This is a genomic window from Chryseobacterium pennipullorum (assembly GCF_003384725.1).
Taxonomy (GTDB): domain Bacteria; phylum Bacteroidota; class Bacteroidia; order Flavobacteriales; family Weeksellaceae; genus Chryseobacterium; species Chryseobacterium pennipullorum.
Genome location: NZ_QNVV01000002.1, coordinates 348,897 through 372,207, shown reverse-complemented (window position 1 = coordinate 372,207; position 23,311 = coordinate 348,897). Strand labels below are relative to the sequence as shown.

General features: G+C 37.8%; 25 protein-coding genes and 1 other RNA gene. 18 read left to right on the top strand and 8 right to left on the bottom strand.

Annotated features, from left to right (window positions below):
• Window positions 1-115 precede the first annotated feature (115 nt).
• Complete coding sequence (locus tag DRF67_RS04075) at window positions 116-646, top strand: SRPBCC family protein (RefSeq protein WP_115926903.1); 531 nt, start codon at window positions 116-118, stop codon at window positions 644-646.
• Between the two features lie 132 nt (window positions 647-778).
• Here the strand turns inward: DRF67_RS04075 and DRF67_RS04070 are convergent, their stop codons facing one another.
• Window positions 779-1,141: a DUF805 domain-containing protein gene (locus DRF67_RS04070; protein WP_115926901.1), complete on the bottom strand. Its 363-nt coding sequence runs from the start codon at window positions 1,139-1,141 to the stop codon at window positions 779-781.
• Between the two features lie 131 nt (window positions 1,142-1,272).
• On the opposite strand from DRF67_RS04070, the gene DRF67_RS04065 reads away from it, so the two are divergent.
• From DRF67_RS04065 to rimM, 6 genes are all read left to right on the top strand, one after another.
• Entirely contained in the window at window positions 1,273-1,722 is a 450-nt protein-coding gene (locus tag DRF67_RS04065; RefSeq protein ID WP_115926899.1) for a hypothetical protein, read from the top strand.
• Between the two features lie 110 nt (window positions 1,723-1,832).
• The gene (locus DRF67_RS04060) at window positions 1,833-2,447 is read left to right on the top strand and encodes a DoxX family membrane protein (RefSeq protein WP_115926897.1); all 615 of its coding nucleotides are present in this window, start codon (window positions 1,833-1,835) and stop codon (window positions 2,445-2,447) included.
• Window positions 2,448-2,572: 125 nt separating this feature from the next.
• Entirely contained in the window at window positions 2,573-3,082 is a 510-nt protein-coding gene (locus DRF67_RS04055) for a nitroreductase family protein (protein WP_115926895.1), read from the top strand.
• Window position 3,083: 1 nt separating this feature from the next.
• Window positions 3,084-3,668, top strand: coding sequence for a hypothetical protein (locus DRF67_RS04050; protein ID WP_115926893.1), 585 nt, complete (start codon window positions 3,084-3,086; stop codon window positions 3,666-3,668).
• A 106-nt stretch (window positions 3,669-3,774) separates the two neighbouring features.
• Window positions 3,775-4,341: a 30S ribosomal protein S16 gene (locus tag DRF67_RS04045; RefSeq protein ID WP_115926891.1), complete on the top strand. Its 567-nt coding sequence runs from the start codon at window positions 3,775-3,777 to the stop codon at window positions 4,339-4,341.
• Between the two features lie 14 nt (window positions 4,342-4,355).
• Window positions 4,356-4,898, top strand: coding sequence for a ribosome maturation factor RimM (gene rimM, locus DRF67_RS04040; protein WP_115926889.1), 543 nt, complete (start codon window positions 4,356-4,358; stop codon window positions 4,896-4,898).
• Window positions 4,899-5,144: 246 nt separating this feature from the next.
• Here the strand turns inward: rimM and DRF67_RS04035 are convergent, their stop codons facing one another.
• Window positions 5,145-6,071 (bottom strand): helix-turn-helix domain-containing protein, encoded by a 927-nt coding sequence (locus DRF67_RS04035; protein ID WP_115926887.1) that lies wholly within the window; start codon window positions 6,069-6,071, stop codon window positions 5,145-5,147.
• A gap of 105 nt (window positions 6,072-6,176) precedes the next feature.
• On the opposite strand from DRF67_RS04035, the gene DRF67_RS04030 reads away from it, so the two are divergent.
• The 4 genes from DRF67_RS04030 to rpoN all read left to right on the top strand — a co-directional run bounded on the left by DRF67_RS04030 (window position 6,177) and on the right by rpoN (window position 10,624).
• Entirely contained in the window at window positions 6,177-6,818 is a 642-nt protein-coding gene (locus DRF67_RS04030) for a hypothetical protein (protein WP_115926885.1), read from the top strand.
• A complete protein-coding gene (locus DRF67_RS04025) occupies window positions 6,815-7,414 on the top strand; it encodes a CDP-alcohol phosphatidyltransferase family protein (protein WP_115926883.1) in 600 nt (199 codons plus the stop codon). Before DRF67_RS04030 ends, DRF67_RS04025 begins: the two co-directional genes overlap by 4 nt.
• Before the next feature lie 137 nt (window positions 7,415-7,551).
• The gene (gene asnS, locus DRF67_RS04020; protein WP_115926881.1) at window positions 7,552-9,000 is read left to right on the top strand and encodes an asparagine--tRNA ligase; all 1,449 of its coding nucleotides are present in this window, start codon (window positions 7,552-7,554) and stop codon (window positions 8,998-9,000) included.
• A gap of 160 nt (window positions 9,001-9,160) precedes the next feature.
• Complete coding sequence (gene rpoN / locus DRF67_RS04015; RefSeq protein WP_115926879.1) at window positions 9,161-10,624, top strand: RNA polymerase factor sigma-54; 1,464 nt, start codon at window positions 9,161-9,163, stop codon at window positions 10,622-10,624.
• 69 nt (window positions 10,625-10,693) lie between these two features.
• On the opposite strand, the gene DRF67_RS04010 is transcribed toward rpoN, so the two are convergent.
• From DRF67_RS04010 to DRF67_RS04000, 3 genes are read right to left on the bottom strand one after another with little or no spacing between them, the layout of a single operon-like run.
• On the bottom strand, window positions 10,694-12,316 hold the full coding sequence (locus tag DRF67_RS04010; RefSeq protein WP_115926877.1) for an AMP-binding protein: 1,623 nt from the start codon (window positions 12,314-12,316) through the stop codon (window positions 10,694-10,696).
• Between the two features lie 60 nt (window positions 12,317-12,376).
• Complete coding sequence (locus DRF67_RS04005; RefSeq protein ID WP_115926875.1) at window positions 12,377-13,051, bottom strand: MFS transporter; 675 nt, start codon at window positions 13,049-13,051, stop codon at window positions 12,377-12,379.
• A complete protein-coding gene (locus tag DRF67_RS04000) occupies window positions 13,044-13,535 on the bottom strand; it encodes an RNA polymerase sigma factor (protein ID WP_115926873.1) in 492 nt (163 codons plus the stop codon). Before DRF67_RS04000 ends, DRF67_RS04005 begins: the two co-directional genes overlap by 8 nt.
• 258 nt (window positions 13,536-13,793) lie before the next feature.
• On the opposite strand from DRF67_RS04000, the gene rnpB reads away from it, so the two are divergent.
• Window positions 13,794-14,117, top strand: an RNA gene (rnpB, locus tag DRF67_RS03995) — RNase P RNA component class A.
• Window positions 14,118-14,176: 59 nt separating this feature from the next.
• On the opposite strand, the gene DRF67_RS03990 is transcribed toward rnpB, so the two are convergent.
• A complete protein-coding gene (locus DRF67_RS03990) occupies window positions 14,177-15,046 on the bottom strand; it encodes a PPK2 family polyphosphate kinase (protein ID WP_115927096.1) in 870 nt (289 codons plus the stop codon).
• Between the two features lie 123 nt (window positions 15,047-15,169).
• Window positions 15,170-15,634 (bottom strand): DUF1573 domain-containing protein, encoded by a 465-nt coding sequence (locus DRF67_RS03985; protein WP_115926871.1) that lies wholly within the window; start codon window positions 15,632-15,634, stop codon window positions 15,170-15,172.
• Between the two features lie 127 nt (window positions 15,635-15,761).
• Here DRF67_RS03985 and DRF67_RS03980 point away from each other — a divergent pair, with 127 nt between their 5' ends.
• From DRF67_RS03980 to DRF67_RS03955, 6 genes are all read left to right on the top strand, one after another.
• Window positions 15,762-18,377 (top strand): valine--tRNA ligase, encoded by a 2,616-nt coding sequence (locus DRF67_RS03980; RefSeq protein ID WP_115926869.1) that lies wholly within the window; start codon window positions 15,762-15,764, stop codon window positions 18,375-18,377.
• A 92-nt stretch (window positions 18,378-18,469) separates the two neighbouring features.
• Window positions 18,470-19,105, top strand: a complete 636-nt coding sequence (locus DRF67_RS03975; RefSeq protein ID WP_115926867.1) for a DUF4241 domain-containing protein — start codon at window positions 18,470-18,472, stop codon at window positions 19,103-19,105.
• Window positions 19,106-19,170: 65 nt separating this feature from the next.
• Window positions 19,171-20,061, top strand: a complete 891-nt coding sequence (locus DRF67_RS03970) for a ribokinase (RefSeq protein WP_115926865.1) — start codon at window positions 19,171-19,173, stop codon at window positions 20,059-20,061.
• Window positions 20,062-20,152: 91 nt separating this feature from the next.
• Window positions 20,153-20,995, top strand: a complete 843-nt coding sequence (locus DRF67_RS03965; RefSeq protein ID WP_115926863.1) for an alpha/beta hydrolase family protein — start codon at window positions 20,153-20,155, stop codon at window positions 20,993-20,995.
• Complete coding sequence (locus tag DRF67_RS03960) at window positions 20,995-21,639, top strand: HD domain-containing protein (protein WP_115926861.1); 645 nt, start codon at window positions 20,995-20,997, stop codon at window positions 21,637-21,639. Before DRF67_RS03965 ends, DRF67_RS03960 begins: the two co-directional genes overlap by 1 nt.
• A 39-nt stretch (window positions 21,640-21,678) precedes the next feature.
• Window positions 21,679-22,272, top strand: coding sequence for a hypothetical protein (locus DRF67_RS03955; protein WP_115926859.1), 594 nt, complete (start codon window positions 21,679-21,681; stop codon window positions 22,270-22,272).
• 100 nt (window positions 22,273-22,372) lie between these two features.
• Here DRF67_RS03955 and DRF67_RS03950 read toward each other — a convergent pair whose 3' ends face one another.
• Window positions 22,373-23,263, bottom strand: a complete 891-nt coding sequence (locus tag DRF67_RS03950) for a DUF72 domain-containing protein (protein ID WP_115926857.1) — start codon at window positions 23,261-23,263, stop codon at window positions 22,373-22,375.
• Between the last annotated feature and the right edge of the window lie 48 nt (window positions 23,264-23,311).

Sequence of the window (23,311 nt, the reverse complement as noted above, 5' to 3'; positions counted from 1 at the left end):
AATGCCGTACCTTTAATTAATCTTGTCATATGAAAAGTAGGGATGATGTCGGAATATTTAATTTTGAGAACGGATCTTTAATCGTTACAACAAATAACTTTAAATATAATATACTATGAAGACACTCTTAAAAATCCTCGGAATAATCATTCTTCTGATTATTGTGTATGCAGTGATTGCGATGCTGGCTTTCGATAAGAAATACCATTACGAAAAATCTATTGTCATTAATGCCCCAAAGGAAAAAATATGGCCATATGTAGGCTCCAATAAAGGAATTAACGAATGGAATCCTTTCGCCAAGGGAGACCCCAACATTCAGATTGTATATTCGGGAACGAGTGGGCAGATAGGGGACACCTACCGCTGGAGAGGGAATGATAAAGTAGGTGAAGGTGAGCAGAAGGTTACCGAGATCATTCCGAATGAGAAGCTGGCTGCAAAACTTCACTTTATCAAACCCTTTGAAGGGGATGCTGATATTGCTTTTGTAGTCATACCGGAAGGAAACAGCACAAAGGTGACCTGGCTGTTTGATAATGAAATCAATACATTCATGAAGCCGATGAAGCCGATGATGGACAGTAATATGGAAACCATGTTTACCCAAGGGCTTAATGACCTGAAAAAACTCTCAGAAAAATAAAATAGTAGAGGCTGTCCAAAAAGTTTGGGCAGCCTCTCATTTTGTCGGTTTTATTTGTTCCCCTATACGGGACGCATCTTCAAATATTCGATTCTCAAGAGATTTGTCTGACTTTCAGGAGAACCTCATTGATTAAATTTCTTTTTTTCCAATTTCGTTAATCGAGTTATAATTTCCTTCTCCTTTAGGATTTGGGCCATATTCATTAGGTCCGTGATCGCTGTCTGCGAATAGCATCCATAAACCGTAGAAAGGAATTAGCTGGAACCAACCCGAATTTCCTCTGTCATGGCATCTTTTTGCACCCTGTGCAAGAAGAAACCAAAGAAACGGTACAAGCAAGATAAAGAAAAGTATCATAACCATTCCTGAAGGTTCGTAATTGGTCTGGAAATAAATATTGAAGGGGATAGAAAATACCAGATAGATAAGATATGATAATCCATATTCTGTTCTTCTGATTCTCCCATCAAATGAAAATGGTGCTTTAAACATGATTTCTAGTTTTAGAAGGCAAATCTAGACATAATTTTCAAGAAAAACAGAATTTTTTGAAAAAGAGTATTTTATGTTAAGTCAAACAATATTATAAGAAAAATATTATCTTTATATAAAGAATCGATTGTATGGAGAAGTTAGTATTTGAAAAAAGTGATATCAGAGATTTTGTAAAAATTACCATTGCAGAGAAAATTGAAAAGCTCAAAAACTTCATTGAATTTACCCTTGAGGCAAGTCGTGATATAAAAAAAACGCCTAAATATGACAGCATGAGGGAAGAGATGCAGGAAGAGATCTATCAGATGCAGCGCCAGCTCGGAGCTTTGAATGATCTTAAACAAAACATGGCGAAAGTTCTCAATACCGCTACAAACAGAGTTCAGCTGGGATCATTGGTGATTACCAATAAAGCCCGTTTCTATATATCAGTTTCATTAGGTGAGTTCTTTTTTGAAGGTGACAGGTTTTATGCGATTTCCCCGGAAAGCCCTATGGCCAAGAAAATGATGGGTATGACGGCAGGAGAAGAATTTACCCTGAATAAGATCCATCAGAAAATAGTGGAGGTTCTATAATAAAATACGAGCCCATGTATTGGTGAGACAATTTCCCAAAGGAATACAGACGCTGCATCCTCTGTAACTATTAATGGTTACGTTGCAACTCATATTCTAAACTTTATATCATGGCATTTGAAAAACTAAGAACCAACAGATTCAATCAATGGGTGATTATTCATCTCCGCTACCTGGTGGGATTTGCTTTTTTCCCATCAGGGTTGGTAAAGCTCATGGGAAATCGGTTTACAGGAATCTCAACGGATAACCCGATCGGATATTTCTTTGAAGCATTATATCAGTCAGGTTTTTACTGGAATTTTCTGGGACTTGCCCAGATCACTGCGGGAATTTTATTGATGACCCAGCGCTTTGCTGCCCTTGGAGCGATGATGTTTTTAGCAATATTGACCAATATCTGGATCATTACGATCAGTCTTTCATTCAAAGGAACCTGGGTGATAACCTCTCTGATGATGATCGCCGTTTTCGTCCTGCTGATATGGGATAAACACAAACTGCTTCCGCTTTTTAATTATAAGACGGATCTAAAAGAATATCCTGAGCCTAAGACAGCCTGGGGCATTGCAGGGGCTATTTATGCAGTCAGTTGTATTGCTCTGTACATACTTGATCCTGTAAAAGGGAATAGCTACGAAAAATGGTTAATCGGAATATTTGTTATCGTCATTGTACTTACTTTTATTTTTACTAATTATAAAGCGTATAAAAATCAGAATTAACGCTGAATGCTTAACAAACTTAGCTGTTTTTTATGACAAAAAGGATTGAATATTTTCAAAAAAAATCAGCAACTTCAATAATATTAAATGGAACAGATTGAATTTCATGTTGTAAATTTGCAGGTATGAATAAAGCAGAAGTTTTAAAAGAAATCATAGCACAGAGACGGAGTGTTTTCCCAAAAGATTATACAGACGCAGAAATATCTCAGGAGGTCCTTGATGAAATTTTACTTTCAGCAACATTGGCTCCCAATCATAAACGTACAAAACCATGGCGTTTTAAAATATTTAAAGGGGAAGAAAAAGCAAAACTGGCCTCTGAAATGCAGGCCATCTATAAGGCTTCCCAGCCTGAACAGCTGTTCTTAGAGAAAAAATACAATGACATAGGCTTTAAAATTAATAAGGCAGACGTTGTGGTTTCTATTGTAGTGAATTTCAGCGGAATGGTTCCTGAATGGGAAGAGGTTGCTGCAACGTCAATGGCAGTACAAAATATGTATCTTACGTGTACGGCCAATAACATTGGCTGCTATTGGAGTTCTCCCAAAATTGTGGATGATCTCAAAGAATCTCTGACGATTGAAGATAATCAGAAATGCCTGGGACTTTTCTATATGGGAGTAATGTAAAATGAAAAATATTTACAGAAGTTATAATGAAGAAGATCTGCTTATAGCTTATCTCTATATGGTTGATCATACAGGTACAATCAATAATGAAATGCTTGAAGCGATCAATCAGAAATTTAATTATAATGATTTTGTAAAGAAAGCTGATTATAGAAAGCTTTTGATCAAGGAAAAAGGAAGAATCTCATTTGAGATTCACAATAGGGTGCAGGAGGGAAAAGATATAGATTTTATAATGGAAAATATATCTTCAGAAATCATGGATGAGGAAGGGCTGAAGGTTTTTATATTGGAGAAATTCAGTCAATTTTCAAAAGTAAAGGAGAATAATAAAATAGATAAAAAAACAGTTTACAAATGCCTGTTGGGAATTGTAATAGCTTCTGTTATTGGAACTCTTATCTTAGATGCAGTTATATTATTTACTGCTCACTTTTCATTTTTTCTGCTGGTCCCCGTGTACATCATCAACTATTTTGTGATTAGAATAATTACAGGGAAAACCAGAGATAATTTGATTGTGTTTCTCGCGGTTTTGATCTCAGTGATTGTTTCAACAGTCTTATCTTTGGTGTATATAATGTAAAAAAAGTAAAATTATCTCCTTTTCAAATTACCTAATTGAAAAATTTATTTTATCTTTGCACTCTTAAATATTTAACTGGGACGAGTTCCCGTAAAATTCAAACATTATGTCAGTAAAAATCAGATTACAAAGACACGGTAAAAAAGGTAAGCCTTTTTTCCACATCGTGGTTGCAGATTCAAGAGCTAGAAGAGATGGTAGATTCATCGAGAAACTAGGAACTTACAACCCAATTACTAACCCGGCAACTATCGAACTAAACGTTGATTCTGCTGTACAGTGGTTAAACAATGGTGCTCAGCCTACTGATACTGCTAGAGCTATCCTTTCTTATAAAGGTGCCCTTTACAAAAAACACTTACAAGGTGGTGTTGCTAAAGGTGCTTTTGACGAAGCTGAAGCTGAAAAAAGATTCAGTGCTTGGGTAGATGCTAAAGATGCTAAAGTAAAAGGTAAAGTTGACGGTTTAGCAACTGCTAAATCTGACGCTAAAAAAGCTGCTTTAGACGCTGAAGTAAAAGTAAACGAAGCTAGAATCGCTGCTGCTGCACAAGCTGATGCTGATGCTAAGGCTGCTGAAGAAGCTGCTAACGCACCTGCTGAAGAAGTTACTGAAGCTACTACAGAAGGAGAAGCTCCTGCTGCTGAAACTGAAGAAAACACTGAAGCTTAAGAACAAATCCTGTTATGCGTAAAGAAGATTGCTATTTTTTAGGTAAAATCACACGCAGACATGGACTTGCGGGTAACGTAATCCTTAAATTGGATACCGATCAACCCGAGCTTTACAATAAATTGGAATCAATATTCGTTGAAATCAACGGATTATTGGTTCCATTTTTTATTGAAAAATTATCCTGGAGCAAATTAGATGCTCTGAATCTTGCATTCAAAAACTCTTCTGAAGCAATAGTAGACCAGGTTTTAGGTAAAAGTGTTTACCTTCCGTTGACTACACTGCCTAAACTTTCAGGAAAACAATTCTATTACCACGAAATCATCGGATTTGAAATTTTTGACCAAAATGACAATAACTGTGGAGTCATCAGATCCGTAAATGATCAGACAGCACAGGTGTATTTCATCACCAATCTGGATGGAAAAGAAGTGGTTATTCCCATGATCAAAGACTGGATCCTTGAAGTAGACAGAGAACAAAGAACGATCAAAATGGCGCTTCCTGAGGGTCTTATTGATGTATTTCTGGTTCCATCTAAAAAGGACGAGTAATTTTTATATTTCAAAAAGCAGAAGTTTCTCTTCGAGCTATTCCCCTTATTAATTCTATTCCTCATTATCAATTGATTATTCTTTCTACACTGACTTTGAGAATGAATAAGCATAATAAACTGGCATTTGTAACACAGCCTGAAACGGTTATCAATATAGCATAAATATGCATATGATGAATGTTGGGTAAGAAATTCCTGCTCCACCTTCCCTAAAGTAGAAATTTTTCCAGCTTGTAGGTTTACGTTATAAGCTTTGATTTAAATTTTCAATTTGTTGGTACATTTTATTGAAAAATATCTTTCTGTCACGGTTTCCGGAGGTATTCATGGATTTTGAATTCTGGATCTGATGTTCAAAATAATTCTTTGTTTCCCGGCAGGTTATCACATCATTGATCAGAATATACCCAAACATATTCGCAGGCAATGCGAATAGGGATTGTTTCGGATGATGGAAAAAGATGTCATTGGAAAGATGCATCACTTCATTTTCATACAGATGAAACTTTGGATTGCTTTCCGTTTTTTGCTCAATATGCTGTATAAGTTCTTTCAGTTCTTTAAGAATAATTTGACCTTCTTTTTTTTGTAAAAGTCCCGTGTCGTAATAGTATAAAATCTGTTGCAAAATACTTGAAATTGTTCTGTCATTCCAGAGTTCCACTACATTTTGTTCTTCATATTTTTTCCTGAGTTCCTGGGTGTCCGGTTCAAAATACGGAGGTGAAAATTGCAGAAAAGGAATAAACACCTGTTTCGCATTCAGCATATTCATCCATACATAAATTTTAAAGCGGGAAAGTAATGTATCCGAGAGCGTATAAAAAAACGGAATATCCTTAGCAGAATAATAAATAGTCATCTCATCAGAAAGCGATAGATTTTCAAAGATACTGAGGTTATTCTGAAAAAAAGACTGAAGATCTTCTGTTTTATTCACCGCTGAGGTTTTCTGGACCACAAGCTGCTGGTCCGAAGTAATAAACTGATTGAGAGAAATCTGGTAATATTTTGCCAGTTCAATAGCTTCCTCAAGGCTGAACTTTGCTTTCAGAGATGTTCTTCTGTGTGCTGCATCATAACTTATATTCAGAATATTGGCGATCTCGTCATTCAGAGAATGAGTGCCAATTTTTCTTCTGATCTCCTTCAATAAAAGTTCCTGATACATTTTTTGTGATTTTCACAAATGTACTTATTTATTTTAATTCTTTTTCGCATTCGGAATTGTGCTTCCTGCAGATAATTTTGAACTGTAATTTAAAAATAATCAATTATGAAAATAAAATTTTTGTTGATGATTGGCCTTTTTACAGGGAGTATCATCTATGCTCAGGACAGTTTAGATACAAGACCGGATAGAGCCAGGATTATTGGTTTCTCACCCGCCAAAAACACAAAAAATGTTAATGGAATGCTGATCAAGTATTATGATGAAATTGATCATGAGATAAAGCCTAAAAAAGTTAATGGTGTTGGATTAGGATGTAATGGACTGGGGATCTTTTTTCCCGCATTACTGCTTGTAAGCATTCCGTCCATCGATAATTGGGCTATTAATGATATTGGCGGGGAGCCATTACCGGACAAAATGAATAAGATCAATGGAATGCAGCTTTCCATCATCAACATGGAGCCTACCATTACCAACGGCCTGGAGGTTAATGTATCAAGCAATATAAGTGCTCCTTCAGTAACAAATGGAGTGGCTGTTTCACCCCTATACAATTTTCATCATACGACAAATGGAATGGCTATTTCAACTTTTGCAAACGTGAGTAAGAAATGCAGGGGTATTCAGATTTCGTTGTTTAATGTCTGTAAAGATTCAAGAGGAATTCAGATTGGCTTTTGGAACGAAAATGAAAAGAGGAAGTTTCCTTTGATCAACTGGAACTTTAAAAATAAAAAATCATGAAAAAGCTACCCTATATATTGATTGCCATGAGGTTGATCCTTGCACCGTGTATTTTGTTGCTGGCTTATTTTGGAGAAGCAGAAGTAAGATTTTTAATTGTAGCATTAATGTATTTCGGATTGTTGACCGATATCTTTGATGGAATTATTGCCCGAAAGATTGGTGTTTCCTCAGAAAAATTAAGAAGATTGGATAGCCAGACGGATTTGATTTTCTGGTTGTCATTAGGTTTTGCAGCCTATTTCCTCAATTCTGAATTAATTAAAAGTGAATGGCTGGGAATCCTCTTCATCTTTGTCATGGAGGCACTCTGCTATGTCGTCAGTATCTGGAAATTCGGAAAAGAGACTTGTACCCATGCTTTTTTGTCTAAAATGTGGGGAGTGAGCCTGCTGATTGCTTTTACTTATTTAATTGGGTTTCAGCAAATGGGATGGGCGTTTTATCTCGCGGTGGGATTAGGATTTATATCCCATATTGATGTGATCCTGATTGTCATGCTGCTTCCCCAATGGCAATATGACGTGCCAAGTTCTTATCACGCCTGGAAGATCCGAAACGGAAAAGAAAGAAAAAAAACCATATTCTTTAACTGAAATCGTATTCAGAACATAATTTTTGAGTATATATTTTGATAAATGATTTTTTAAAAGGACGGTACAATCATCAAGTTGCGCCGTTTTTTTGTAACTTTGCAACCATTAATTTTTATTCAAAAATTTATCATCAACAAATGAAAAAGCAAACGATCAAAGAAATCCTAAAGGATTACAAGAAAGTATTACATCATGACATTACAGTTTACGGATGGGTAAGATCCTTCCGTGCCAATCGCTTTATTGCGCTTAATGATGGTTCTACGATTAATAATTTGCAGATAGTTGTTGATTTCGAAAATTTTGATGAAGCAATCATCAAGAATATTAGTACAGCTTCTTCCCTGAAAGTAATAGGTGAAGTGGTAGAGAGCCAGGGAGCGGGACAAACTGTTGAAATTATCGCAAAAAAGATTATCATTTTAGGAGAAAACCTTACAGAAGAACTTCAAAGTACAATACTTCAACCGAAGAAACATAGTCTGGAGAAACTTCGTGAGCAGGCACACTTAAGATTCAGGACCAATCTTTTTGGGGCTGTTTTCAGAGTGCGTCATGCCGTGAGTTTTGCGGTGCACTCTTTCTTCAACCAGAACCAGTTCTTTTATATCAATACACCGGTAATTACCGGAGCAGATGCCGAAGGAGCAGGAGAAATGTTTGGGGTAACCAACTTTGACCTGAACAATATTCCGAAAACGGAAGAAGGTGAAATTGATTTTGCACAGGATTTCTTCGGGAAAAAAACAAACCTTACGGTTTCCGGACAGCTGGAAGGAGAAACGGCAGCAATGGGATTGGGTAGAATTTATACCTTCGGACCTACGTTCCGTGCTGAAAACTCAAACACAACAAGACACCTTGCCGAGTTCTGGATGATTGAGCCGGAAGTGGCGTTCAACAACCTTGAAGATAACATTGACCTTGCGGAAGATTTCTTAAAATATGTGATCCAGTATGTATTGGACAACTGCAAAGATGATCTTGAGTTCTTAGACAAGCGTTTCGAAGAAGAGCAGAAAACAAAGCCTGAAAAGGAAAGAGCAAAAGAAGGACTTATCGAAAAACTTCAGAACGTGGTAGCTAAACGTTTCAAGCGTGTAAGCTATACAGAAGCAATCGAGATTCTCATGAATTCTAAAGAGAACAAAAAAGGAAAATTTGCATATCCGGTTGAGGCATGGGGAACTGACCTGCAGTCTGAACATGAGAGATATCTGGTGGAGAAGCACTTTGAAAGCCCGGTTGTATTATTTGATTATCCGAAAGAGATCAAAGCTTTCTACATGAAGCTAAACGATGACAATAAAACAGTGGCGGCTATGGATGTTCTTTTCCCGGGAATCGGTGAAATCATCGGTGGTTCGGAAAGAGAAGCAAGATTAGACGTGCTGAAAGAGAAAATGGCAGATATGCATGTCCATGAGCACGAACTTTGGTGGTACCTGGATACCCGTAAATTTGGTTCAGTACCGCATGCAGGCTTCGGTTTAGGGTTAGAAAGACTGGTTCTTTTTGTAACGGGAATGACCAACATCAGAGATGTAATCCCTTTCCCAAGAACGCCGAAAAGCGCTGAATTCTAGAATAATAAAAAAAGCCTTAATGACAAATTAAGGCTTTTTTTTATTTTTTTATAGTTTATTATACTGGGTATGATAATGCAAAAATCATGCTAGGTATGTTTTTTGTCAAAAATATTCATTAAATTCGTAGAATATGTTATGTTAAAACGCAACCAGAAATATGCTTAAACAACACTTACAACTCAAATTAGGACAGAAGCTGGCGCCTCAGCAGATCCAGTTGATGAAGCTTATTCAGCTTCATACTCTTGAATTTGAAGAGGAGTTGGAGAGAGAGTTAGAAGAAAACCCTGCTTTGGAAATTGCAAAGGAGGATTCTAAAGAAGATGAATATTCTTCTTTGGAAGACGCTTATCAGGATGAGGGTACAGAGAGCATTGAAACAGATTTCGACGTCAATGAATATATTTATGACGATGAACCAAGCTATAAAACCGCATCCAGCAACTACTCTCCGGATGATGAGGAATTTGACAATGAAAGCCTTCTGACAGAAGGACAGTCATTGTACGACTATCTGATGGAACAGATTCATCTGGTGAATATCAGTGATGAAGATCTTAGAATTGCAGAGTATCTTATCGGAAACTTAGATACCGACGGATATTTGAGAAGAGAAATCAAATCTATTGTAGACGATCTTGCATTCTCACAGGGGATTTATACGACCAAAGAAAGGGTAGAAGATATCCTGGAGAATTACATTCAAAAACTGGATCCGTCTGGTGTGGGAGCAAGAGGATTACAGGAATGTCTACTTCTGCAGATCGAAAAGAAGGTGAGCTCTGATAAAGCTGTTTCCTTAGCTGCCAATATCCTGAGACATCAGTTTGATGCCCTTACCAACAAGCATTACAATAAGATTATCCAAAAATATGACATCGAAGAAGATGACCTGAAAGACGCTCTGGATGAAATCTCAAAACTGTCACCAAAAGTTGGAGGAAACTTTGATACCCAAACCATCACCATCAACCAGGAAATTATTCCGGATTTTGTGATTCAGGTAAAAGACGGACAGGTAGTTCCTATGCTTAACAGTAAAAATGCTCCTACCTTAAGGGTTTCTGAAGAATATAAAGATATTCTGACAACCTATTCTCATGATAAAAATTCATCAGAACATAAACAGGCTGCCTTATTCATCAAGCAGAAACTGGATGCTGCCAAGTGGTATATCGATGCGATTAACCAGCGTCAAAATACTTTATTACAAACCATTACTGCTATCGTCAAGTTTCAGAAGGACTATTTTATTACAGGTGATGAAAAATCCCTGAAACCAATGATTCTGAAAGACGTTGCAGATATCACAGGATTTGATATATCCACTATTTCAAGGGTGGTAAAAAGCAAGTATGCCGATACACCCAACGGAATTGTCTATCTTAAAGACCTGTTCTCAGACAGTCTGACCAATGACGATGGAGAAGAAGTTTCCACCAAAGAGATTAAAACCCATCTTCAGGAAGTGATCGATAAGGAGAACAAGAGAAAACCGCTTACAGATGATGCCTTAGTGGTGATCTTAAAAGAACAGGGCTATAATATTGCCAGAAGGACGATTGCAAAATATCGTGAACAGCTTAATATTCCTGTCGCAAGATTAAGAAAAGAACTTTAAAATATAACAAAAAGCATTTCTGACTGAAATGCTTTTTTTGTTTTTATAAAATGTATGAGTGAAAAATAATTAAGCTTTGTTATTTTCCAGCCCCAGTTCCTTTATTGAAATCTCCCTCATTTCCACTTTTCTTATTTTTCCTGAGATAGTCATTGGAAATTCATCCACGAATTTCCAGTATTTCGGAATTTTATAATGGGCGATTCTCCCTTTACAATATTCCCCCAATTCTTCTTCTGTAAGGGTGAAGCCTTTTCTTACTTTTATCCAGGCCATTATTTCTTCCCCAAACTTTTCACTTGGAACGCCAATAATCTGAACATCAAGAATGTGGGTATAGGTATATAAAAAATCTTCAATTTCTTTTGGAGATATATTCTCTCCGCCACGGATGATGAGATCCTTTATCCTGCCGGAAATCGTAATATAACCGTCATTGTCCATCACTGCCATATCTCCGGTATGCATCCACCGGGCATCGTCCAGTACTTTTTTGGTATTCTCAGGATCATTCCAGTATTTCAGCATTACGGAATAGCCTCGGGTACAAAGTTCTCCATGTTCACCACGTCTGAGGGTTCTTCCGTTTTCATCCACAATTTTTATCTCAAGATGATCCTGAACAGTTCCCACAGTACTGACCTGTTTTTCTATGGATGTTCCTATCAGAGTCTGGGTAGAAACCGGAGAGGTCTCCGTCATTCCGTAGCAGATACTCATTTCTTTGATATTCATCAGGCTTTCCACTTTTTTCATAATTTCTGGTGGACATACTGAACCAGCCATTACTCCTGTTCGGAGACTCGAAAAGTCATAGGAGGTGAAATCTTTAACAGCCAGTTCTGCAATAAACATCGTGGGAACACCATACAACGAAGTACACTTTTCATCCGAAACAGCCTTAAGGGTAATCTCAGGATCAAAACTGTCATTGGGAATGATCATACAGGCGCCATGTGCAGTACAGCATATATTTCCGATGACCATCCCGAAGCAATGGTAAAAGGGTACCGGAATACATACTCGGTCCTTTTCCGTATAATGCAGCCTAATGCCAATAAAGTATCCGTTATTTAAAATATTATGGTGCGAAAGCGTTACTCCTTTTGGAAACCCGGTGGTTCCTGAGGTATACTGAATGTTGACAGGATCATCAAACTGTACATGCTCCTCAAAGCTGTGAAGCACTTCATCCGAAATATCCTGCCCGTTGTTTACAAAATCTTCCCAGCTCTCATCAAAGAAGATTTCATGCTCCAATGTGGGGCAGACTTCCTTGGCATATTCCACCATCTCTTTATAATTGCTCGTTTTGAAATGTAAAGAAGAAAAAATAAAACGAACCTCAGACTGATTGAGAACGTAGGTAAGCTCATGGGTTCTGTACGCGGGATTGATGTTGACAAGAATGGTTCCTATCCGGGCAGTAGCATACTGTAAGAGTACCCATTCGTACCTGTTGGAAGACCATATCCCAATTCTGTCACCGGCTTTTGCTCCTAAAAATAACAACGCTTTCGCAACAGCAGTAGTTTGATTATAAAATTCCTGATAAGTGGCTCTGTAATCCTGATGAACACAGACTAAGGCTTCCTGGTGAGGGTATTTTTCGACAGTGCTTTTAAGATTTCCTCCAATGGTCTGTCCTAATAAAGGAACTTCAGAAGTTCCATACACATAAGATAAGGGCATAGTTTAAGATTTGGCGGAATAAAAATAATAATTAAATCCCGAAACTATGGCCTGTTCATATTAATTTTCGTGGGAATCTATCTCCTTGAGCTGTTTAAGATTTTTATCAAGTTTTTTAATAATACTTCCGTAGACCAATTTGTAATAAAGCCAGATCATAGAGACCGCAAGCAGTGTACTTACCGTAATTCCTACGATAATAATCGTGAGATTGGAATTGGTAGGCTGTATATTTTGGGAGTTTAAAGTATAAAATATAAAAGCAGTCAGTACAAATGTAAAAGCAATGAGTAACACAATACTGATCAGGATAAATGCATTGACAGTTTTTTTAAAATTGATGATTCTGGTAATAAGTCCTTTCAGGTTTTCTTCAATTTTTATTCTGCGGTAATTCTGATAAAACTTCAGTACAAAATACGCAGTGATCAGCAAGCTTAAAACTTTAATGGCCAGATATACATGGCCAAAATTGTTTTCCACTTCTGGAGCTTCCTCTGCTCCCAGTCTTTCCAATACTTTACGGAAGCTGTCAGACTCTTCCTCCTGAAAGAAATAAAATAACCCTAGCACCGAAAAAAATAAAAATTCCACAACACTGATCCAGAAAATATATTTAATGTAATTACGTGATTTTCTATTCAGCATCTGAAGAATCTCGCTGTTGTCATATTTCGGCTGTACAGGCTGTTCCTGCCATGTTTTCTTAAAGCTGTCTAAATCAAATTCAGGCATATTTTTCCATCTGTTCTTTAAGGGTTTTCTTTAATCTGTTCATTTTCACTCGGGCATTTACTTCAGTGATTCCCAGGTTTTCTGCAATATCCTTGTAAGGAAGATCATCAAGATACATCATGACGATGGCTCTTTCTATATTAGGAAGAGTCTTGATTACAGTATACAAAAGCGAGATCTGTTGTTGTTTGTCATCGTCATCCTCCACAAAGTCTTTGTGGTTGATGTCCAGTTCATTGGTCGGAAGGCTTTTGCTTTTTTTTCTAAAGAGCGTAATGGCTGTATTAAGCGCTACACGGTACATCCACGTGGAAATTTTTGAATTTCCTTTAAATGAGTCGTAACTTCTCCAGAGTTGTAACACAATTTCCTGAAAAAGATCCTCTTCATCTTCCAGGGAATTGGTATACAGGCGCGATACCTTGATAATCAGGCCCTGATTATCCTTGATAAGCTGCGCAAATTCTTTTTCTCTGGAATTCATAGATATATAATGGCACGAAGATAATAATAAAGTGGTAACTGGTGAAAAATATAACAGCAAAATCTTTAAAGGGCAAAAAAGCACGGAAAGTGGCAACCCATAGCCTTGTGGATCTCTTAAACTTTAGGACAAGCTCTCGCTAGCCTATCATCAATAAGGTTTTATTCAATCAGTAACAACAAATGTACGGCGGCCAATTTGCATGGTTGTGTCCTGCTGGCTGCGCTCTTTTGCAAATTTTACGTATCTTTGCCTCCTCGAGAAAGTTGGCTTGTTGATTCCTGTTTCGGCAGGGGTAGGAAAGTCCGGACACCATAGAGCAGCAAAGCGGATAACATCCGTCACCCGTGAGGGTAGGACAAGTGCAACAGAAAGCAGGTACAGTTCGGCTGTAGTGAAACCAGGTAAACTCTTTGCGGTGCAATGGTAAGTATATCGGTTCTTTTCAGCAATGGAAATAGGGGCGGCTCGTCCTAAAAACCGAGGGGTAATCAGCTCAAGTTTTGCAGCAATGTAAAACGCAGATAAATAACAGGCGCTTCTTTGGAAGTACAGAATCCGGCTTATAGATTTTCTCGTTTTTTATTGAGTATATTTAAAAAAATAAGGGGCTGATTCAATTTTGAAACAGCCCCTGTTTGTTACTCGTTTTCAAGAGTCTTTTTGGCATCTGCAAGTCCCTGTTTCTCTTTGTCAGAAAGCTGTGGGTATTTCAGATTCATTTTTTCAAGAGTCTCTATAATGATCTGTATGGCGGCCAATCTCGCAAACCATTTGTTGTCTGCAGGAAGTACATACCATGGCGCGTAATCTTTTGATGTTTCATTAACAGCTGTTTCATAAACTTCCATATACTTGTCAAATAATGCCCTTTCCGGGAGATCCGCTGCAGAAAATTTCCAGTTTTTATCCTGTTCGTTGATCCTGTCCAAAAGTCTTTTCTTTTGCTCATCCTTTGATACGTTTAGGAAGATCTTAATAATGGTTGTTCCGTTTTGTGAAAGGTGCTTCTCGAAATTTCGGATGCTTTCATATCTGTTTTCCCAGAATGTATTGTCAAAATCCTTTACGGAAGACCATGTTTTTTCATTGAGGTTATATTCGGGATGTACTTTACAGACCAGGACACTTTCATAATGAGAACGGTTGAAGATTCCGATCATTCCTTTCTGAGGCAGGGCCAGATAGTGTCTCCAGAGAAAATCATGGGTGTATTCTTTCGAGCTTGGGGTTTTAAAACTGGTGACATTACATCCTTGTGGATTTACGCCTCCGAAGACGTGTTCTATGAGACTGTCTTTTCCGGCAGCATCCATAGCCTGAAGTATAACCAATAGAGACTGGCTGCCATCAGCATAAAGCTTTTCCTGTAATTCACGGAGTTTTTCCTTTTCCTTAATTAATAATGCAACTCCTTCTTCTTTGGTAAGTTTACCTTCGTATTTTGTCGAATTTTTTTTGATTGAAAACTTGCCTTTTACTTCGAAGTCATCTGAGAAATTGGTGTCCATATAGTTTAAAATGATTAAAAGATTGAAAATTGGGTTAAACATCTGAAATGTGACGCTACCTTATATAAATGTAATAAAAAAACCGCCTCCATAGAGACGGTTCCTTTATTTTTTTAGTAAAGCTTACTTTGCAGCAGCCTTTTTAGCTAGTTTTTCCGCTTTTTTCTCTGCTTTAGCCGCTTCTTTTTGCTCAGCAGGAGTAAGTGGTTTTGCTTCAGGAGCGTTAGCATCTACATTACCTTTGATGTAAATCACGCTTCTTCCGTTGGCAGGGTCATTAGAGAAAACCTCGATCATCTTGTTGAATCCTCCAGTAAGAGCGGTGTTGTATCCTACTTTGATCTTAGCAGATTTTCCTGGCATGATCGGATCCTGGCTGAACTCGGGAGTTGTACATCCGCAAGATGGCTTTACATTAGAAAGGATCAAAGGCTTATCCCCTGTATTGGTTACTGTAAAGAATCTTGTTCCTTCAGAATTTGGCTTAATAGTACCATAGTCAAAAGTTGTTTTATCAAACGTGATTGTTTGTGCAGATGCAAGTGCAAATGTTCCGAATAATGCAATTCCTGCGATTAATTTCTTCATATTCTTGAATGTTAATATGTTTGTTAGATAAATTTTGTGAAACAAAGTTAAAAATTATTTTAATTCATGCTTAAAATTTTTTTTCTTTAGACTATTTTTGCAAATTGTAAGCCAAGAAATAGAATTTATGCAGATTTCAGAAAAGTATAATCCACAGGAAACAGAACAGAAATGGTATAACTACTGGATGGAGAATAAGTATTTCCATTCAGAACCCAATGATAAGCCGTCTTATACAATTGTAATTCCTCCGCCAAATGTAACGGGGATCTTACACATGGGGCATATGCTGAACAATACCATCCAGGATGTTCTCGTCCGCCGTGCCAGAATGCGCGGGTTTAATGCCTGCTGGATTCCGGGAACAGATCATGCTTCCATTGCTACTGAAGCTAAAGTGGTTGCCAAACTGAAGTCTGAAGGAATCAATAAATCTGATATCACCCGCGAGGAATTCCTGAAGCATGCCTGGGAATGGACGGATAAATATGGAGGAACAATCCTTGAGCAGCTGAAAAAATTAGGATGTTCATGTGATTGGGACAGAACCCGCTTCACCATGGAGGATAAGCTTTCACAACAGGTGATCAAAAGCTTTGTAGATCTGTATAATAAAGGATTGATCTACAGAGGGTACAGAATGGTTAACTGGGATCCTGAGGCCAAGACTAATATTTCAGATGAGGAGGTGATTTTTAAAGAACAGAACGGAAAGTTATATTTCCTTAAATATAAAATTGAAGGTTCTGAAGAATTTCTTTCTGTAGCGACCACACGTCCCGAAACGATTTTCGGAGATACTGCAGTATGTATCAATCCTAATGATGAAAGATATGCCCATCTGAAAGGCAAGAAGGTAATTGTACCTATTGTAAATAGAATCATTCCTATCATTGAGGATGACTATGTAGACATTGAATTCGGAACAGGAGCTTTGAAAATTACACCTGCACACGATACCAATGACTATGAGATCGGGCAGAAACATCAGTTGAAAATGATTGATGCTTTAGATGACGATGCCAACCTTAATGAGCATGGCCTGCACTATGCTGGAAAAAACAGATTTGAAGTAAGAAAACAAATCGCTAAAGAACTTGAAGATAAGGATCTTCTTCTGAAAGCAGAAGATTATGTGAATAAAGTAGGGACATCTGAAAGAACAGGTGCGGTAATTGAACCTAAAATTTCAGTACAATGGTTTCTGAAAATGTCTGAAATTGCTCAGCCGGCTCTAGATGTTGTGATGGATGATGAGGTAAAGTTTTATCCTGAGAAATTCAAAAATACTTACAAACACTGGATGGAAAACATCCGTGACTGGAATATCTCCCGCCAGCTTTGGTGGGGTCAGCAGATTCCTGCCTATTACTACGGTACTGGAGATGAAGATTTTGTAGTCGCAGAGACTAAAGAGGAAGCTCTGGTATTAGCAAAACAAAAAACAGGAAATCAGGAGCTTACAGCAGATAGTCTGAGACAGGATGACGATGCGTTAGATACCTGGTTCTCCTCATGGCTGTGGCCCATGTCTGTATTTGACGGGCTGCTTGATCCTGAAAATAAAGATATCAACTACTATTATCCAACAGCTGATCTGGTGACGGGTCCGGATATTATCTTCTTCTGGGTAGCGAGAATGATCATGGCCGGGTTGGAATACAGAAAAGAAGTCCCTTTCAAAAATGTTTATTTCACAGGTATTGTAAGAGATAAGCAGAGAAGAAAGATGTCAAAATCTTTAGGGAATTCTCCTGATCCGCTTGAACTGATGGATAAATATGGTGCCGATGGCGTGCGGGTAGGAATTTTGTTAAGCTCTGCCGCAGGAAATGATCTTCTTTTTGATGAAGATTTAATGCTTCAGGGAAGAAATTTCATGACAAAAATCTGGAGCGCCTTCCGTTTGATCCAGGGATGGAATCATGAAGATAAACCGGCAATTTCTACTGATATCCAGGCCATCGAATGGTTTGAAAATAAACTGAATAAGACCATTGTTGACATTAACGATCAGTTTGAGAAATTCAGAATTTCTGATGCTCTGCATTTGGTGTATAAATTAATTTGGGACGATTTTTGCGGATGGTATCTGGAAGCGATTAAACCTAATTATGGAGAAGGTATTTCCAGAGAGGTATATGAAAGAACCATTGTGTTCTTTGAAGAACTCATGAAATTACTGCATCCATTCATGCCATTCCAGTCAGAAGAAATCTGGCAGTTGATATCTGAAAGAAACAGCGAAGAAGCTCTTGTGATTGCTCAGCAGAAAACGGCAGGTGACTTCAGTGAAGAAGTGATAAGAAATTTTGAGACTTCAAAGGAACTGATCTCCGGAGTAAGAAATTATCGCCAGACCAAAGGGATTTCCCCAAGAGAAGCGGTGGAAGTATATAGTAATGCTTCCGAGTTTCCCAATGAGGCTGTAGTGCGAAAGCTGGCTAATATTTCTGAGATCCTGTTTGGGCAGAAAACAGATAAGCCTAGCTTTACCTTCCTGGTAGGAGCAACTGAAGTTTCTATTCCTCTAAGTGAGAACCTTGATCTTGGAGAAGAAAAAATAAAAACTGAAGAGGAATTAAAATACCTGAAAGGCTTTTTAGTTTCTGTTGACAAGAAGCTTTCCAACGAAAAGTTTGTTGCCAATGCAAAACCGGAAGTGGTAGAAGTAGAGCGCAAAAAACAAAAAGATGCGCTTGACAAGATTGCAATTTTGGAAGAGAAACTGAAAAGTTTGTAAATTTAACATATATAGACAATACGTTGTCTTACAATCAGGCTGGGTACAGATGAAAACTTGTATCCAGCCTGATGGTTTAAGAAAGATTAAAAATGACACATTTAGAAAATATACAGAAATTATTCTCAAAGAACTTTGTGGAAAGTCCACTTTTGGAAAGTTTTGAAGTTGGGAAAATTTATCTTTCCAGCGGGAAACTGGTGGCTTGTGATCCTTTGATCACAAATGATATGCTTTCTTTTTCTACCGTATTTCCGAAGGGGGAATTTTCTGTTCTGCTTCATAAAGAGAGAGAAAGTAACTGTGTAGCGTATGCCGAGATCATATTCAGCGCATCTGATATTACAGAATGGAAACTGGCAACCACTGCGGGACAGCATATCAAAGATCTGGCAGATGAGGAGGTATTTGGCTACCCGGTAGAAAGTGGAATGGGCTGCTTCATGGATGTGGATACCCAGAACAGCCTGAATGAACTGGAACAGAAATTATACCACAGCAAAGGAGTGGATTTTATGGGAATCTATGAAGAATTTTTCCATGATTATTTCTTTGATGAAAACGGGGCGATAGATCAATATGCCTTTTTAAAGCCGTCGAAAGATCACCCAGGAACTGTATTTGCTTTTGAGACCGGATATGGTGAAGGTTTCTATGCCAGCTATATTGCTTACGATAAAGATCAGGCACCCGTGAAGATAATTACTGAATTTATTGAAATTAGTTAATCAAAATTATCTATTTTTGAACAGAGTATTTATCTGAAATCAATTTTAAAACTATATAAAGCACAATGAATCTCTCATCAGAACAACCCCAAATTATCGTTGTAGGCAGCTCCTCAATTGATCTTGTTTTGGAAACCAATAAGCTTCCTTTACCTAATGAAACTGTTTTGGCCGTAAATTCCGACAGCTATTTTGGCGGAAAAGGAGCTAATCAGGCAGTGGGTACAGCCAGGCTTGGGGCAAGTGTTTACTTTATCGGATGTGTAGGAATGGATCCTCTCGGTCAGCAGATCATGAGAAATCTGGTAAGTGAGGGTGTGAATGTAGGATTTGTGCATGAAACCGATAAGGAATCTACAGGAACTGCTTATGTAACAACTTCTCATGGGAATGCCGCTATTGTTGTGGTGCCTGCTGCAAATAATTACCTTAACAAAGCTCATATTGATGAGGCAGACCGTTATTTTTTGACTGCAGACCTGGTCCTGGTACAGCTTGAAGTCTCTATGGAGGTTGTGGAATATACGGTAAAAAAGGCCAAGAAATATGGTAAAAAGGTTGGCCTTTATGCGTCACCAGCCATGAAGGTAAGTGAAGAAATTATTGAAAATGTTGATTTTATCGTTGCCAAGAGCAGTGAACTGTATATTATCTTTGGGGAAGAGAAAAGAGAAGAGGTGCTTAAAAAATATTTCAACAAAGTTTTTGTGAGAGATGATACCAATTCGACCATTTATTTTGATGGAACTGAAATGAAGTACTATAGGAATGATAAAGATGAAATGGTCTATAAAATGGGAATGGGTGATGCCTTTACTTCAGGATTTGCCATCGCACTTTGTCATGGAAATTCTATTGAAGAATGCGTGAAATTTGGTAATGAAGTTTCATCGAGGGTTTCCGGAGGGAAAGGATCTCAGACAGGGCTGCCAAAAATTTCAGATTTCTTTTCTTAAAGCTATTTACGGCATATCGAAAGTCTGAAACTTAACATAAAGATATAAGTAAAATGTCCACTTTTATAGTGGATTTTTCTTTTTACATACTATGGAAAAACTAATTATAACTACGGAAGACGCGGTCGCTCTGGCGGTGCATCTGTTCAAGCCGGAAAAAGAGAATGGGAAGCTGATGCTCATCAACTCTGCTACGGGAGTGAAACAACAGGTGTATTTTTCCTTTGCCAATTATTTTGCAGAACAGGGATTTACGGTAATTACCTATGATTACAGAGGGATCGGACTTTCCAAACCTGAAAGTATGAAAGGATTCCGCGGGTCTATGAGAACATGGGGTTCAAAAGATTATAAGGCACTCACCCAATATATTAAAAATACTTTTCCCGAACACAGAAAGTTTTGCCTGGGACACTCCGTAGGGGCTTTGATTCTGGGGATGAATGAAGATTCAAAAATGTTTGAGGAACTGATTTTTGTAGGCACCCAAAATGCTTTTGTAGGGAATCTGAAACTAAGGACTAAAATTGAAGCATATCTGGGTTTTGGAATTGTTCAGCCGTTAACGACTTCATTGCTTGGCTATTTTCCCGCCCATTGGTTCGGACTTGGAGAAAGTCTTCCAAAAAATTGCGCATATGACTGGAGAACCTTAATTTTAAACAAGAAATCAACCAACAGATTGCTGGAAAAAATTGGGGATTATTCTAAAGAGTTAACGCAGAAAGTTTTTGTGATACGGGCAGAGGATGATGTTTGGCTGACGGAAAAAGGAGTGCTGAGCTTATTGAATACGACTTATCCAAACCTTAAGCCGACGTACAGGCTGGTGAAAACTTCTGAATCTGATAAAAAAGAAATCGGGCATGTTAACTTTTTTAGAAATTATAATAAAAAGCTCTGGAATATTATTTTAAATGAACTGATATATTAATGAGAAGTACGATCAACAACACCGTAGAATTTGTAAAAGAAAAATTAGAAGGCGCAGAAGCGGGACATGACTGGTTTCATATCGAAAGGGTGTGGAAACTGGCCGGGAAGATAGCAGAAACAGAGGACTGTGATAAGGATGTGGTAGAGCTATCAGCGTTGCTGCATGATATTGCCGATCCTAAATTTCATAACGGTGATGAAACCATCGCCCCCAAAATCTCCAGAGCGTTTCTTGAAAAACAAAATGTGCCTCATGAGACGATAGACAAGGTTTTGTTTGTGATCGAAAATATTTCATTCAAAAACAGAGGCCAGCTACAGGAAAAACCATCGATTGAACTTCAGATCGTTCAGGATGCCGACCGCATCGATGCCATAGGGGCCATTGGAATTGCGAGAACATTCAATTTCGGAGGTTTTAAAAATAATCTGATGTATGATCCTGCCATGGAGCCGAATCTGAATATGTCTAAAGAAGAGTATAAAAAATCAAAAGGTACAACAATCAACCATTTTTACGAAAAACTGCTGCTTCTTAAAGACCTGATGAATACCGATAAAGGCAGGGAACTGGCGGAAGAAAGACATAACTATATGCTTAATTTCCTCGATCAGTTCTATAAAGAGTGGAATGTGGATTAACATACCTTTTCAAAATTCTTAAATCAGTATCTTTGCAGTATGGTATTTTTCATTTTTGTTATCTTTTGGGCCTGTATACTTTCCCTGTTTTTTTCTAAAGTAAAATCGGGAAGCCTGGCCAGATGGGCAAAACTGTTCCGTATTCTGACAGTTGTTTTTTCCATTTCTATATTCGCGTACTGGTTTATCAAAAAAAGTGCGGTTGCATTTGTAGATAATTCAGTAGGGCTGCAGGTGATCAATAAGCTTCCACAGACCCTGGATTTCTATCTGATCAATGTGAATAAAATGGATAAGAATACAATACTTGATCCTAAACACATTGGGAAAATACGTCCGGAATATTACAGGATAGAATATCTGAAAATGGATAAATCTGATGAATACTGGATTGTAGGCTATCTGGGAAAAAAGAATCTTGTCTATTTCTCTCAACATTCCGTGCCCAATAAAAATATTGACCAGATTGTTGAGGTCCAGAATTATATCAACCAGAGTATGAGGCTATCTGAATCTGCCAAAAAGGAGGTTGATGCTTACAATTATGAAAATACAAAGCTTGGAATCTGGATTGCTTTAGATTTCCTGCTTTTGTTCCTGAACCTGGTATTGCTTCTGAAAAGAAATAAATAGAAAAAGCAATGAGTAGCGCTACTCATTGCTTTTTTTATAGATGAATTAAGAATGTGCTTTTGAGTCCCATTTATTCTTCCTGAACTCGGCCAAATCTCTATTAAAAAAGTGTTCCTGTATTTTCTGTGGCCATCTGCGGAATATGAATATCTGTTTTCCATTCTTCGTTCAGCTTTTTTATAAAATAGGCCGATAAAAGGGGAGAGGCTTTTTCAATATTCTGGTGCACAAAAAAATAAAGGTTCTGAAGTCCCTCCTTTTTCCATTTAGTAAGATGTTTCAGCCAGTCATCCAGCCTTTCGTAGTCACTTTCTGCATTGGCACCTACATAGCGGATAAAGGCATTCGGCGTTGTAAGGCGCATGTGAAGCATATCTCTCCTTCCGGCAGTATCTACAATGATATTGGTAATATGATGTGCTTCAAAAAGCTCACAGGTTGTATTGAGGATCTCTTCATCGGTAAACCATTCCGTATTTCTGAGTTCTATGGCGAGAGGAACTTCCTTCGGCCATTCTTTAACAAACTTTTCCAGCCTGTCGTAATCTTTAGGTTTGAAATTATCATGAAGCTGAAGAAATGCCATCCCCAGCTTTTCATCAAAGTTCATGACAGCAGAAGCAAAATGGGTAACGGGGTCTGTAACATCAATCAGTCTTCTGAAATGAGAAACCGTATTGGTAATTTTAGGAAAAAATTTAAAGTTCTCAGGGGTTTTTTCTTTCCAGGTATTGACCTGATCCGGAGTAGGCATACCATAAAAAGTAGCGTTCAGTTCAATGGAGTTGAACTGCGTGGCATAATACGTCAGTTCGTCCTTTGTTCCTTTAGGATAAAAGCCTTTAAGGTCTGTTTTATTCCATTTGGCGCATCCGATAGAGATGTTTTTCAATCCTTCCTTATTCTGGCTCAGAATTTCTTTGGTTTTCATGTGATCTTTTGGAAGGGTGAAATCTATTTTTGAGGGGTCTTCTACTTGTCCGAATTTCATATTAAGCGATTTTAATTTTTAAAATTAAGCATTTTTTTTCAGTGGTTT